Annotated in this window: 12 protein-coding genes and 1 pseudogene; 5 read left to right on the top strand and 8 right to left on the bottom strand. The window is 60.8% G+C overall.

The genetic code is table 11. The features are described from left to right. Positions 1–42: 42 nt before the first annotated feature. The 3 genes from EGH25_RS00980 to EGH25_RS00970 all read right to left on the bottom strand — a co-directional run bounded on the left by EGH25_RS00980 (position 43) and on the right by EGH25_RS00970 (position 2967). Entirely contained in the window at positions 43–1623 is a 1581-nt protein-coding gene (locus tag EGH25_RS00980; RefSeq protein ID WP_266085477.1) for a DUF8186 domain-containing protein, read from the bottom strand. Continuing rightward, positions 1599–1973 carry a hypothetical protein gene (locus EGH25_RS00975; RefSeq protein WP_266085476.1) on the bottom strand — a complete coding sequence of 125 codons (375 nt, stop codon included), beginning with the start codon at positions 1971–1973 and terminating at the stop codon, positions 1599–1601. Before EGH25_RS00975 ends, EGH25_RS00980 begins: the two co-directional genes overlap by 25 nt. An 82-nt stretch (positions 1974–2055) precedes the next feature. Continuing rightward, on the bottom strand, positions 2056–2967 hold the full coding sequence (locus tag EGH25_RS00970; protein WP_266085475.1) for a phospholipase C/P1 nuclease family protein: 912 nt from the start codon (positions 2965–2967) through the stop codon (positions 2056–2058). Positions 2968–3072: 105 nt separating this feature from the next. On the opposite strand from EGH25_RS00970, the gene EGH25_RS00965 reads away from it, so the two are divergent. Next, complete coding sequence (locus EGH25_RS00965) at positions 3073–3474, top strand: hypothetical protein (protein WP_266085474.1); 402 nt, start codon at positions 3073–3075, stop codon at positions 3472–3474. Here the strand turns inward: EGH25_RS00965 and EGH25_RS00960 are convergent. After that, entirely contained in the window at positions 3471–4802 is a 1332-nt protein-coding gene (locus EGH25_RS00960) for a LolA family protein (RefSeq protein WP_266085473.1), read from the bottom strand. The two genes, EGH25_RS00965 and EGH25_RS00960, sit on opposite strands and share 4 nt — an antisense overlap. Before the next feature lie 96 nt (positions 4803–4898). On the opposite strand from EGH25_RS00960, the gene EGH25_RS00955 reads away from it, so the two are divergent. After that, entirely contained in the window at positions 4899–6140 is a 1242-nt protein-coding gene (locus tag EGH25_RS00955; protein ID WP_266085471.1) for a hypothetical protein, read from the top strand. Here EGH25_RS00955 and EGH25_RS00950 read toward each other — a convergent pair whose 3' ends face one another. The 4 genes and pseudogenes from EGH25_RS00950 to EGH25_RS00935 all read right to left on the bottom strand — a co-directional run bounded on the left by EGH25_RS00950 (position 6141) and on the right by EGH25_RS00935 (position 10251). Next, positions 6141–6953 (bottom strand): hypothetical protein, encoded by an 813-nt coding sequence (locus tag EGH25_RS00950; protein ID WP_266085470.1) that lies wholly within the window; start codon positions 6951–6953, stop codon positions 6141–6143. Between the two features lie 22 nt (positions 6954–6975). Continuing rightward, positions 6976–7686, bottom strand: coding sequence for an adenine nucleotide alpha hydrolase family protein (locus tag EGH25_RS00945; protein WP_266085468.1), 711 nt, complete (start codon positions 7684–7686; stop codon positions 6976–6978). Then, on the bottom strand, positions 7686–9086 hold the full coding sequence (locus tag EGH25_RS00940) for an APC family permease (protein ID WP_266085466.1): 1401 nt from the start codon (positions 9084–9086) through the stop codon (positions 7686–7688). The genes EGH25_RS00945 and EGH25_RS00940 overlap by 1 nt, the downstream gene beginning before the upstream one ends. A 417-nt stretch (positions 9087–9503) precedes the next feature. Beyond that, positions 9504–10251, bottom strand: a pseudogene (locus EGH25_RS00935) (IS6 family transposase). 188 nt (positions 10252–10439) lie between these two features. Here EGH25_RS00935 and EGH25_RS00930 point away from each other — a divergent pair. Genes EGH25_RS00930 through EGH25_RS00920 form a run of 3 tightly spaced genes read left to right on the top strand, consistent with a single transcriptional unit; the run spans position 10440 to position 12513 of the window. Next, complete coding sequence (locus EGH25_RS00930; RefSeq protein ID WP_266085465.1) at positions 10440–11564, top strand: hypothetical protein; 1125 nt, start codon at positions 10440–10442, stop codon at positions 11562–11564. Further along, on the top strand, positions 11564–11812 hold the full coding sequence (locus EGH25_RS00925; RefSeq protein WP_266085463.1) for a GIY-YIG nuclease family protein: 249 nt from the start codon (positions 11564–11566) through the stop codon (positions 11810–11812). Before EGH25_RS00930 ends, EGH25_RS00925 begins: the two co-directional genes overlap by 1 nt. Next, positions 11809–12513: a PHP domain-containing protein gene (locus tag EGH25_RS00920; RefSeq protein WP_266085461.1), complete on the top strand. Its 705-nt coding sequence runs from the start codon at positions 11809–11811 to the stop codon at positions 12511–12513. Before EGH25_RS00925 ends, EGH25_RS00920 begins: the two co-directional genes overlap by 4 nt. Positions 12514–12560: the final 47 nt, after the last annotated feature.

Here is a 12560-nt window from a genome sequence, read left to right as displayed (position 1 = left end):
GTACAGAAGTTACACGTAGTTAACTCCGTCGCCGGTGGGGCGTCAGAGACGACGCCACGGGGGCCAGACGCCCAGACCGAACGCCCTGTCGAGCATGAAGGTTAGTACGATGAAAGGTAGTACGAAGACGCCTAACTGCGCGAGCATACCGAGCTCCTCGAGGAGTTCGAAGTCGCTACGCACGACGAGGGTGTCGGTGTCGCCCTCGTACGGTGTCATACCACGCCGTCGGTCGAGCGAGTCGTGCCAGTCGTTGGGTACGTACCGCCCGAAGACACCACCCGAAGGGGTCGGCGTGACGTTCACCGTTGCCGTACCGTCGAGTTCGGTCGAGACGTTCGTGCGTCCTTCGAGACGTACGTGACCGCCCGCAACCTCCGTGTCTATGGGTTCGCCGTCGTCACCGCGGAGCGACACGCGTACGTCGACGCCGTTCTCGTTCCTCTCTGCGACGGAGAGCGTAAGGTTGGTCGCCTCTATCTCCTGTGCGACGGGCGGCGTCCGGGCGCGTGCTTCGTCACCCAGTATACCCGTAACCTCGATACCTCCCGAACCGTTGTAACGCAGATCGAGGGCGCGTACCGTCTCGTACGTCGAGTTCACGACGTCGACGGTGACGCCTTCGGGTAACGTCGGCGGTTCGAACGTCTCTCCGAGCGTGTCACGCACCTCGGCGTCGCCCTCGACGTAGTAGCCGCCGCTCGACGGATACGCGTGGACACGGAGCGGATGGTAGGTCTGACCCTCGCCCGTCGACGCGCCGCGATCGACAGTAAGCGGTTCGTCCCAGTCGGTGTCGCGTGCGCTGAAGAAACGCCAGTTCGAGTGAACGGTCGAGTTCGGAAGACGTACCGACGACCACGGCGTGCCGCGTACGACGAAAGCCGCCGTGTCGCCGTCGGGGTACGTCGTCCTGAGCGCGATCGTCGGTGGCGATGAGACGTTGTACGGCTGTACGTCGATCCTGTCCTCGACGACGACGGTTTCGTTGAGTTCGCCGCCGGGAATGTCACGCGTCGCCTCGACGGTGGCGCGTACCGTCAGAGTATCGCCGTTGAGGTTGTCGTAGTCGACGGTCACACCCCCGGTGCCCGAAGACGTATCCCCCGTCTCTACGACCTCGACCTCGACGGAGTTACTGTCCGCGCCTTCGAGACGGTAGTCGACGAACGCATGTACCTCACCCGACGTTCCGACGTACCTCACCTCGCGGTCGGACGAGTAATGTACAACGGCGCTCGGCGAGACAGCGAAGACGGAGACGTAGGCGTCGTGGATGATACCCTCGTCCCCGTCCGAAAGGTTGGCATCGGGCGGATAGACCGACGCGCCCGAACCGCCGCCGTCGAAGCTTCCGACCTCGCCCGCGTTCCAGCGCGACGGCGCTTCGGGTGGTTGGGCGTAGAAGTAGTCGGAGGAGCGCGTCAGGTAGTCGAGAGCGGAGCCGTCGTCGGACGGCGGTTCGTAGTCGTGCGCCGACCAGAGCTTGTCGAAGTCATCCTCGACACCGTGGTCGGGCTGTGGAAGCTCGAAGCCGACGGCGGGTGCGGACGAGAGGACGAGTAGAAGGAGTAGAAGAGAGACGGCTACCGACCGTTCTATATTCCAACCGTATCGATACACGTGCTTATATCCCCCGGCACCACGACGGTGACAAGCAACTGCATTATGGCTCCGACGAACAGTATGCCGATACCGTACTTTATGGCGTCGTTACGCGTCTTTATCCATTTCTTCTTCTTACGCGGGTTCTGGGTGGTCGCAAGGACGAGCATCGAAGCCATGGCGACGAGAGCGCCCACGACGGGACCTATGACCGCGAGAAGCGTAATCAGATTGTCCATCGCGGTTACGAGCGTCGTATCGCAGATATCCGGTGTCTCCGTCGCGTTCTGCGCCAGCGCCGTCCCCACAGCCGCAAAGGAGACAGGAACCGCGGCTGTGACACGTCGCACCACACTGTTCTGTAACATAGAACTACACGTCCTTTGGTTCGTACAGACTTAAATCTCTTGGTCGGTTGTGTGAGTAAAGAAAGAAGGCTACGGTTCCGTCTTAGAAGCTCCACCAGCCGCCGCCGTCGTCGGACGTGGTGTCGACGTTGCCGTTGTACTCAAGCTCGTAGTAGGTGTCGTCCGTACCGTAGTCGTACAGGATGGCGGTGTACTTGCCCTGTATATGCATTATCTCCTGCGTAGCCCAGACGTTGTCCTCCCACTCGCCCGTACCGTCGACGTTGCTAGCGAGGTTGTTCGCCTCCGCGGCGGCGTCGGCTACGAGTTCTTCGAAGTCGTCCTTGCTCGTGACCTCAACGTCCCACGCGGACTTCACGCCGTCCTCGGTGTGTTCGGCGAAGTCGTACTGTCCGTAGACGTCACCAGCCCATGCCTCGTAATGGAGATGGTTAAAGTCGCCCTCGCCGTCGTAGGTGCCATAGCCAAGGTTGTCTATCGCGGCTGTGTGGTACGGAACCGTCAGGTCTTGCAGGTAGTGCTGTGCCTTACCGACGCGGTCGTACGCCGTGGAGCTGTAGCCGGCGTCGCGCCCGTTCTGTGTGAACTCGGCGGCGTTGTAATGACCCGTACCTATCGGCTCGTACTGTGCAACGTCCCACGAGTCACCGAACTGCATCTGGTACGCGTTCACCGCGAGCCAGTGGTCGGCGTTGACGGGTAGGTCGACGCCCGCCGTGTCAAGCGTGAACTCAGCCGCGCCCTGATACCACGGGTTGTACTCCTTGTCGACGCCGAACGTGTCGCCTTCACAGCATCCCGTGCCTACCTCGTCACCCCACATCGACTTGTCGACGAGGTCGTCTTGGTAGAAGCTCGGTGCTCCGCCTGCATCAGCCGCTTCCTGCGCCGTACCTTCGTGTACCGTCGAACCCCACGCCGCCGCAGGGTTCGCCACAGCGGCGACCATACCGACGGCGACGAGAACCGCCATGAATACCGTTGTTTTTCTCATTGTTACCGTACAGTATGGTCAGAATACAGGTACTTATAGATTTCGGTCGATCCGGCGGGTGACACGGGGAAACTCATAAGACGAGAGCGACCGGAGGGTATGACGATGAGACGCAGAGAGCTGTTAGCGACCGCCGCCGGGGTTACGGCGACGGGATGTATCGGACTCGGGAACGGGGGCGACGAAGACGACGAAGGACCTGAAGCTGTCATAACGAGCTTCACCGAGGCGCGCGGTAGGGGCGACATCGGCGAGATGAACTCGCTCCTCCATGAAGAAGCCCCCCTTGACGAGGTTCCGGAGGACGCCCGACTCGGTGTCGACACCGTCGAGGTGGAGGAGACTGAGGTGCTGAACCGAACCGACGGACGTGCGACGGTGCGCGCAGTCGTCCGTGTCCGTCCGCGTAGCCCCGATGAGGGTGAGTACACCGAGGAGACCGAGTGGGAGCTAAGGACAGGGGACGGCGAATGGCGTATCTGGAACAGGACGGACGGAGCGGGTTAGCTACATCCGAGTGCGTCCGCGGCGGAGACGAGGGCGTCGTTCGACAGGCTGTCGGTGTAGACCTCTACGAGTAGACCGTCGCAGTCGTAGCTAACGACGCTCCTACCGAAGCCGCTCTCTATCTCGTAGTAATGTAGCTCGCCCGTACGGTCACCGACCCCCACCTCCTCCTGCTCAAAGATCTCGTTCTCGTCCTCAGCAGGCCAGGAGGCGAAACGCGACTCGCGCTCCGCGGTGTAGTAGACGAAGAAGACGTTGGAGGCGTTGCGGTAGGCGACGGTCAGGCTGGAGTTGTTGTCGACGGTCGTTCCGCGGACATCGAAGACACCGAAGCCCTCAAAGTCGGCTTCGAGCGAAGGGAGTTCCCTGCCGAGCCAGTCCTCGCCCTCCTCGACCGTCTCGAAGTCGGACTCCTCGCGTGTGACGTTCTCGACCTCCCAGAGACCCCGTTCGCGAGCCGTCTCCGAGATGTTCTGCCTCATACGCTGTACGCGCGACATGTTTACGTCCTCGGTACGGTTCTCGACCTCAGGGTACTCTACCTGTTCGGGGTCGATGTCGAAGACGGAGGCGTCGACGCCCACGCCGTACTCGTAGCCGTACTCCACGACGGTGCGTGTGGTCGAACCCGTCTCCTCAACCGTACGTTCGGCGCGTACGGGCAGGTTCGTCCCGCGGTCGACGTGGAGACGGTCGAGAGCCCCCTCGAACCCCGTGACGGGCGTCAGGTCGAGAACGTACGCCTCGTCGGTGGACGCCGTCTCGTTCAGGGCTATATCGTAGTCGTCGGTTACTGTCGGTACGTAGTCACCCAGACGGACGCCGACGAGGATCTCGTCGCCCTGTCCGAGGGGACGCTGTTCGGGTTCGTAGCCACGCCGGTAGACGGTTGCGGCCGTACCGTTCGTTGTGACCGCGCCTACACGCGGGTCAGGGGGCTGTTCGACGTAGTCGTACCTGTACCTGTCGGGCTTGGCGAACGAGACGTCCGCGACCGTCGTATGGTTGAACGTCTCTACCTCGCCTGATTCAGGCAGACTGTCACGTATACGTTGTTCCGCCTCCTCAACTGTCAACGACGAGTTCCGGGCGGCGAGAGCCTCCGCCTGCCTCCGTACCGCCGTACCGTTTACGACCTGTTCGCGCTCCGTTGTCTGTACGACCGTAACCGTCATGGTACCCTCGTAGTCCTCTACGTCGGCGTAGCTCTCCTCCATCCCCTCGCCTATATCCGTAGCCGTCGGTTCGCCGAAGAAGAGGAAGAAGGCGACCGCGGCACCGACGAGAGCCACGAGAGCGACACCGGCTACCGCTTTCTTTGTATCCATCCGGGCGTTTCTTTAACGTCACCGCGTAAATACTTAACGCGGACGGTAGGGACGGCGCGGCAAGCTTTATACTTCGCGGGAAACGTTTAAATAGGTATGTCAGGGGACGCACTCGCGGTCAGCGGAAAGAGGGAGAGTACCTACCTCCGGCGTCTCTTGGGCGTTCTAGGAGCCAAGGGGATGATCGTTCTCGTAGCTTTTCCGGCGGTCGTCCTTCTGTCGGCGGACGATGTACATCCGGTTCTCGCGGGCGGTCTTCTCGCGGGCGGATTCGTCTACGCGGCTCTCGTCGACGCCGACTCGTCGGTCGTCGATCTCCACCCCGACACGGAGGTGAAGCTCAAACAGCAGAAGACGATCGCCGAGAGGGTCGACGCAGTCGGTGTGGTCTTCGTACTCCTTGCCCTCGGTTATACCGTCCTGTCGGTCTGGGGCATACCCGTGGACTGGCGCGCAACCGTCGTTGCCGCGGGCGTGGTACTCGGCGCTGTCGTCTACGACTACGTCGCGGGTGACGACGAGGGCGACCACCTGAGCGTGGATGTCGTCGGTTTCGCGGTTGCGGAGGTTCTCGTTCTCCGTGCCGTCGTCACGGGGACGGGGTGGGTCGGGTTCGCCGACTCCGCAACCTTCGGGGCTATCGCCTTCCTCGTCTACGGCGGTACGGTCGCGGCGTTCGCAGGACACGAGGCTGTCACACGTGAGGTCGTCGTGTCGCGTACGGACGACGAGATACACCGTACGCTTTTCGGGGTGCTCGGAAACGTCCGTACCGTAGAGGACGGTACGACACGTACAAAGATGGCGTCGGAGATGCGACGCGCCGCGGGTTCTCTCGACGGTGTCGAACTCCCGTCGGTTGTCGAGGACGACGATGGCGCGGTACCGGTTGTCGCATCGACGCGTCAGCCCGACGGACGTCTGTTCACGACCGACGCCGACGAGGTTCTCCAAACAGCGGCGGACGAAGGCTTTACGGGGTACGTCGTCTACGGTAACGACGTTCTCATCTTCCGTAACGGCGGTCTGTCGAAGTTCTACGTCGACGGCGAGTACGGCTACGACGCAGGTGAACTCAGCGACAGGGTGACGGAGGCGACGTTCCACTCGCTCGATCACTCGACGTTGAACGAACTCGACGAGGTCACGCCGAACGAGGAGAGGGGTGCGGCGGTCGTAACGGACGAGGAAAAGAAGGAAAGTGCCGAAGATGAAGATACCGCCGAGACATCGGAAACCGAGGACGAGGGGACGAACAAGCTGGAGATAGGCGGTGAGGAGATAGATATGGAAGAGATGTTTGAGAAGGCGGACGACATAATCGACGAACTCGAATAGCTACTCCGTACGTAAGGCACGCTGTGACCGGCGCATCTCTTCGGGCGGCGTACGACGTTCCTCCGAAAAGAGGTACTCGGTCTCTACGTCGTTGACCGTAGCGCCCATCTCGACGAAGGCGTCCGTGTTTTCGAGCAGAAACGTCATGTCGCCGCGGGGCTGGAGATCGCCGCGCATGACCGTCGCGATTATGTCGTCGTCGTTACGGACGAACTCCTCCCACGCGTCGTAGTCGCCACGGAGGACGTATCCTGCGTCGTACTCGTCGGGCGTGTCGGAGACACCGACGCCCGTACAGCTTCCGTTCTCCATCTGTAGGAAGGCGTAGACGTTACCCTCGTCGTCGACGTACTCCTCAAGCTGACGGAGAAGGCTTTCGAGATGTTCGGGCAGAACCTCGCGGAGGTCGTCGGAAAGCATCCCCGGAACGTCGTTGTACTTCGGGTACGAGGCGAAAAGCTCCTCCGCCTCTTCGAGGACATTGCGTAGCCAGTCGGGGAGTTCGGCGCGTGTCTCCTCGCCTATGTGATCGAAGACCTCGTGGACGGGCTTGTCACCCTCCTGTTCGAGAAGCTGGCGCTCGATGCCGTCGGGTACGTCCTCCCATACCTCGTCGGGCATACGCCGTAGGAGGAGGAGTTCGTCAGGTAGCTCGTTTACGGTGTGTTCCTCGATAGGCACGTCCTTTACGTGGAAAAGGAAGTTGCCGTTGAAGCCGTCTCCCCATCCGCTCGCCGCCTCGCGGAAGTCGTCGTTCGAGTTTATGGCTGTCGCGTACTCCTTGAACCAGTCGAGCGTCGGAAACCAGGTCATGGGGTTCGTTCTACTTGGTGTCTCAAATATCTTCCGCGGGCAGGTCGCGTCGTAGAACGCCGACGACGGGTGTTAGCGACGTATCGGCTACGCGTCCGGGCTTGTCGCCAAGGACGAGGTCGGCGAGCGAGAACTCGTTACGCATCGCCACGAGGTCGTGGTCGGAGGCTTCCTTACCCGCGGAGATCACGGGCGTATCCGTGGCACGTGAACCGTACGTTACGGCGTCGGAACGTATACCGCGTTCTACGAGCGCACCGGCGACGCGTTCGGCGCGTGTATCGTCCGCCTCGTCGGCGAAGACAACGACATCGACGGATACGTCACGCCCTTCGACGAGCGAAGACACGGTTTCGACGAGCGCCTCGTCGCCGTCGGCGTCGGTCGGAAGAAGGGGTACGAGGATGTCGTCGGCGTCGTGCGAGGGCTGGTTCGACAGAACGGCGTCGCATCCGTGTTCGTCGGCGACGCGCGCAACCGTCTCACTGCGGTCGTGTGTAAAGACGAGTACGGTGTCGACGGCGACGCCCGCGTCCTTGAACGACGACGCCGTCTCTCCGAGCGCCTTCTCTGCGCGCTCCTCGAAGCTCATACGCGCCTGTCCCGGCGGCGTCTGTTCGGGGACGACGTGGTATCCGAGGAGGACGACCTCGGCGTTCGACAACGACCCGACGACACCCGGCGATACGGTCTCGCCTTCGAGAACCGCGAGAGGCACGAGGATCCGTGTCATCAGACAGCCCCCCTTAGGGAGACGTCGTCAGCGTAATAGAAGCACCATCCACCGGCGGCGACCATGACGAGAGAGCCGACTATCTTCGACGCCGTCTGCATGTAGTAGATGAGCGCGAAGCTCGCTACGCCCCCGACGATAGGCACGACGGGGTAGAGAGGGGTGCGGAACCGTGGTTCGTACCAATCGGGTGGCGAACGCCGTAACGCGATCAGTGCGAAACAGATCAGACCGTACATGACGAGATGGAGGAACGAGGCGACCTCGGCGAGAACCTCGACACGTCCCGTCGATGCGAGAAGGACGACGGGTCCGCCCGCGAGCGCGAGGGCGATATGTGGTGTGCCGTAACGCAGGTTGACGTCAGCGGCACGTCTGGGTAGGAGCGCGTCGCGTGAGAGCGCGTAGACGGCACGCGACGACGCGAGTACGGAGGCGTTTGCGCTCGATACTGTGGCGAGAAGCCCCGCACCGACGACGGCGAGCGCGCCTGTCGTGCCGAGAAGTTCGCGCGCAACCTCGACGATTGCGGTTTCGCCGTAGCCGCGTAACGTCTCGCTACCCACGGCGGAGGTTGCGACGAAGACCGTAACGACGTACATAACACCGACAGCGACGACGCTACCTACCATACCGAGAGGCAGGTTACGCGACGGCTTCTTGATCTCGCCCGCGACGGTCGCTATCTGTGCGAAGCCGAGGTACGACGTGAAGACGAGCGCCGCCGTCGAAAGGACGGGTGCGTACCCGAAGGGCGCGTACCTCTCAGGCACCGTACCCGCGCTGAAGGGACCGACGGCGTTGATTACGCCGTACGCGAGAAAGGAGACGAGTATAGAGAGAAGGACGGCGACGACGACGTTCTGTATCTTGGCGGCGTTCTCCGTACCGGTAAGGCTGACACCGGTCAGTACGACGCCCGCGACGACGGCGGAGCCGATAACGAAGCCCGACGATTCGACACCGACGAGAACCGCGAGGTACTCGCCGAATCCGACGAGGTAGAAGGCTGAGGCGAAGACGAGACCGAGCCAGAGACCGATACCTACGACGGTTCCCGCGAACGTTCCCATGCCGCGTGAGATGAAGTAGTAGCCACCGCCTGAGCGCGGCATAGCGGTTGCGAGTTCAGAGGCGGGAAGTGCGACGAGAAGTGCGACGACAGCCCCTATAATGAAGGACGCCGAGGCGGCAGGGCCGGCGCGCCCCGCGGCTATACCGGGGAAGACGAAGATACCCGCGCCTATCATGGTACCGACGCCTATAGAGACAGCGCCTGTCAGACCGATGGTACGTTCGAGTTCGACGTCGTCACCGTGCTTCGTGGCTTCGTCGGTCTCCTCAACGTCACCGGTTACGGGCGACTCGTCCTCTAGGTTAGTGTCTGACGGTTCGACCATACGGGGGACAAGGGACGCTAACGTGTGAACTACCCCGACCTACTCGTCTGCTGACGCAGACTTCTTGAGGACGTTCGTCAGACTTCGTCTGACGAGCCAATCAGAATCTTCGATTCTGATGACGGGGCTTCCAGCGGAGATTCCTGCAAAGTCTGACTTCGTTCCAAGTCAGAGAGTCTTATTCGCTGTGGGGCGTCCACAGCCCGCTTTACACCCTCCGCAGAACTGAACAGTTCTGAATCGGGCTTACCTGAATGGGTCAAACCTCTGTTTTCACAGATGTTGGAAGTAGCTACTGTTTGAACCATTCTATATTCGTCTGTGTTAGCCTTTTATTTAAATATTATGGTTGTCGTGCCGGTAGTGTTCAGATAAGCATGTTCCAAGCGAAGCTGAACGTTCGTGAATCCGCAGGATTCAGGAGCAGGCAAATCTCCGATTTGCATACGACTTGAGCCAGTCGTCGGCTGTTCGGATATGAGCGTTGCTGAAGCATCACGAACTCGCTGAGTTCGTGAGCTGTGAATCTCCGATTCACAACAGTTTGAGAAGGCTTGTGTGCGGCGTTTTACTTCTCTAAATACACGCTCGACGCTGTTCCGATTTCCATGTTTAGCTACCCGAAATCGGAGGGGGTAGTAGCGGCAGGCATCATGAAGGGAGACATGTCCATCGACGAGAAACAAGCTATTGTCAAGGTCATGTTTCTCGACTAATTCACGGAAGAAATCTTTAGCCGTATAGTGATTTCTCGTCGGTTGAAGTTTTGTGTGAAGGACATCATTAGTGTCTGGATCAACCGCCATATACAGCCAGTGCCACGTTCCATTCAGTCGAATCATAGTTTCGTCTACCGCCACCTGATTCGGATCTCTTCCATCGTTGGGCTGTAAATCTGCTTTGTGTCTCGTGAACGCTGAGCGTTCACGCGCTCATCACGAATCCGTCCGTTGGGGACGGATTCGAGAGACACCCAGTTATGAACGGTCGAACGTACGCGCTTGACACCCAACGTTTCAAGCACAGATACGGTATTCGATAGCGATAACCCAGCCAAATGTACTTGAATACCGATCTTCATAGCAAACTCGGGTGTCGCTTCCCGTTCCACAAAACCTAATTCTATCGCATCTATACCTCTACTGAGGCGTGTGGTTTCGGACATAGACACTCTCAAAACGCCACGCCTCTTCCTTCATTCAATCCTTATCTGAACACCGCCGTCGAGCGTATCCCCTCCCTACTCACTCGCTCCGCTCGCTCCTTGAGGAAAGGGTCTTGCCCTTGATTTTAGATAACTCCCGGCGGCGGGAAGCTTATATGCCGCATCCACCAAGATAGGGCAGAAAAGCGATGAAACGGACAGCCGAGGCGAGGGCGACGGACGCGCTCTGGTGGGCGGGGTGGCGACCCGTCGCCGTCGGAAGTATCGGCGCGGTCGCCGGGGTTCTCGCGGGCTACGTCGCGGGCGCTGTGGGTCCCGCAACGACCGGCGTGGGCGTCGTCGTCATCTCCTTGGGCGTCCTGTCCGCGCTGGTTCGCAGGCTGGGCTTCGTAAGCGCAGTCGTCGCATTCTTCGTGTTCTACGTCGTCGGACCCGGACGTGCCCAACAGGGTCTTGAGGCGACGGGCGTGGGAACCAACTGGGCGGAGTTCGTCGCCGAGTTCGTTCTCAACATAGGTTCGCTCGTCGGTGTCGAGGCGTCGCGCGAACCCGTGGCTGTCGTCGGCGGAGGTGCGGCTTCGGTCGCGCTCTGGTCGCTCGGAGGCGCGGCTTTAGGTGGCGTTGTCTGGGTCGCCGGAGTCTACGCCGTAAACTCGGGTTACGGCGAGGTATACCACGGCTTCGTCGACGGTGTCAAGGAGGAAGGTCACAGGCTCCTCGGAGACGACGGCTTCCACACGTTCACACACGGCGAGGACACGTTGTCGCTCGTGAGTTCGGCAAAGAAGTACCACGCCACCAACCTTCTCGTCGGTGAGTCGTCTCTGTCGCTCCACCACGGCTCTACGGTCGACATGGTGAGACGCGACGAGGAGGTTAGCAACAGCACCAAGGAGCTGTACTACGATCAGGTCGCTTCGGTCGACTACGAAACGCCGTTCCTTAAGATACGTATGTCGGACGGTCAGGTGGTCAAGATAGTCACGTCCGGAAAGCCCGTCGAGGTTATCGACGAGATAGAGGAGAGGCTTATGAGGTACAAGTCTTCGCCGGGTTCGGAGGGCGACGGAGCCGGAGTCGGGGACGTCGGTAGGGATAGCGAAGAGCCACCCGACGGAGGCGATGAAACTCCCGGTGGGGACGGCGGAGCACCGAACGGAGACGATGAAACTCCCGGCGGGGACGACCAAGACGGCGACGCCGACGGTATCGACGAGGGTTCTGAGGCGTTCGGCTCCGACATAGTCGACGAGGTTGACGAGGCGCTCGAAGCCTTCGACGAGGCTTTGGGGGAGGAAGAGGAAGAGGACTGATGGAGTACGTCTACGTCGTCGAATGCGCCGACGGTAGCCTGTACACCGGTTACACGACCGACGTTGATAGACGTGTCGAGGAACACAACGACGGCGAGGGGGCGAAGTATACGCGCGGACGGACGCCGGTTAGTCTCGTCCACGTCGAAAGGTTCGACGGAAGGAGCGAGGCGATGAGCCGCGAGGCGGAGATAAAGTCTATGTCGCGCGGAGAGAAGGAGAGACTCGTCTACGGTGACGGCGTATGACGGCGCGTCTCAGGATCGACCCTCATGTTCATTCCGAGGAGTCGTACGACGGAAATGAGCCTGTCGAACTCATTCTGGAGCACGCCGCGGATATCGGTTTAGACGGCGTCGTTATCACAGACCACGACGAGATAGACGCGTCACTGCGCGCCGCGGAGCGCGCGTCCGACCACGGTCTGATCGGTGTACCCGGCGTCGAGGTCTCTACGTCACACGGACATCTCCTTGCGATCGGTGTTGAGGAGAAGCCGGCGAAGAGACAGCCGTTTGCCGAGACGGTGGAGCGAGTACGCGAACTCGGCGGTGCGGCGGTCGTGCCGCATCCGTTCCAGCGCACGCGTCACGGTGTAAAGAAGAAACGTATCGTCGACTGTGACGGCGTTGAAGTCTACAACGCGTGGCTGTTCACGGGATACAGGAACAGGCGCGCGCGGTCTTTCGCGCACAGCCGTGGCTATCCGCGTCTCGGTGGGAGCGACGCGCATTCTATAACGACGGTAGGACGCGCCTACACGGAGATCGATGTAGGCGAGGAGCGCGGTGACGTAACGGCGGACGACGTGGTGACGGCGATAAAGAACGGCGATACGTCTATACACGGACGCAGAGCGCCTATAACCCGAAGCGCGTACCATTATCTCAAGGCGTCGGTGCGCAAGACGGCGTGGGCGGTGCGCGCGACCGCGACGCGTTTCCTCTGAGTTCGACGCCCGACGAAACGCGCATAATCAGTCTTTTGTCGCCCCGC

The organism is Halorutilus salinus (genome assembly GCF_026242195.1).
In the GTDB taxonomy this organism is placed as follows: domain Archaea; phylum Halobacteriota; class Halobacteria; order Halobacteriales; family Halorutilaceae; genus Halorutilus; species Halorutilus salinus.
This window is presented reverse-complemented; position numbering and strand designations above follow the sequence as displayed.

Coding starts and splice junctions, on each gene's coding strand:
- EGH25_RS00920 (WP_266085461.1), top strand. CDS start 11,809: ATGACGGCGCGTCTCAGGATCGACCCTCATGTTCATTCCGAGGAGTCG.
- EGH25_RS00960 (WP_266085473.1), bottom strand. CDS start 4,802: ATGGATACAAAGAAAGCGGTAGCCGGTGTCGCTCTCGTGGCTCTCGTC.
- EGH25_RS00955 (WP_266085471.1), top strand. CDS start 4,899: ATGTCAGGGGACGCACTCGCGGTCAGCGGAAAGAGGGAGAGTACCTAC.
- EGH25_RS00925 (WP_266085463.1), top strand. CDS start 11,564: ATGGAGTACGTCTACGTCGTCGAATGCGCCGACGGTAGCCTGTACACC.
- EGH25_RS00975 (WP_266085476.1), bottom strand. CDS start 1,973: ATGTTACAGAACAGTGTGGTGCGACGTGTCACAGCCGCGGTTCCTGTC.
- EGH25_RS00965 (WP_266085474.1), top strand. CDS start 3,073: ATGAGACGCAGAGAGCTGTTAGCGACCGCCGCCGGGGTTACGGCGACG.
- EGH25_RS00930 (WP_266085465.1), top strand. CDS start 10,440: ATGAAACGGACAGCCGAGGCGAGGGCGACGGACGCGCTCTGGTGGGCG.
- EGH25_RS00970 (WP_266085475.1), bottom strand. CDS start 2,967: ATGAGAAAAACAACGGTATTCATGGCGGTTCTCGTCGCCGTCGGTATG.
- EGH25_RS00940 (WP_266085466.1), bottom strand. CDS start 9,086: ATGGTCGAACCGTCAGACACTAACCTAGAGGACGAGTCGCCCGTAACC.
- EGH25_RS00945 (WP_266085468.1), bottom strand. CDS start 7,686: ATGACACGGATCCTCGTGCCTCTCGCGGTTCTCGAAGGCGAGACCGTA.
- EGH25_RS00950 (WP_266085470.1), bottom strand. CDS start 6,953: ATGACCTGGTTTCCGACGCTCGACTGGTTCAAGGAGTACGCGACAGCC.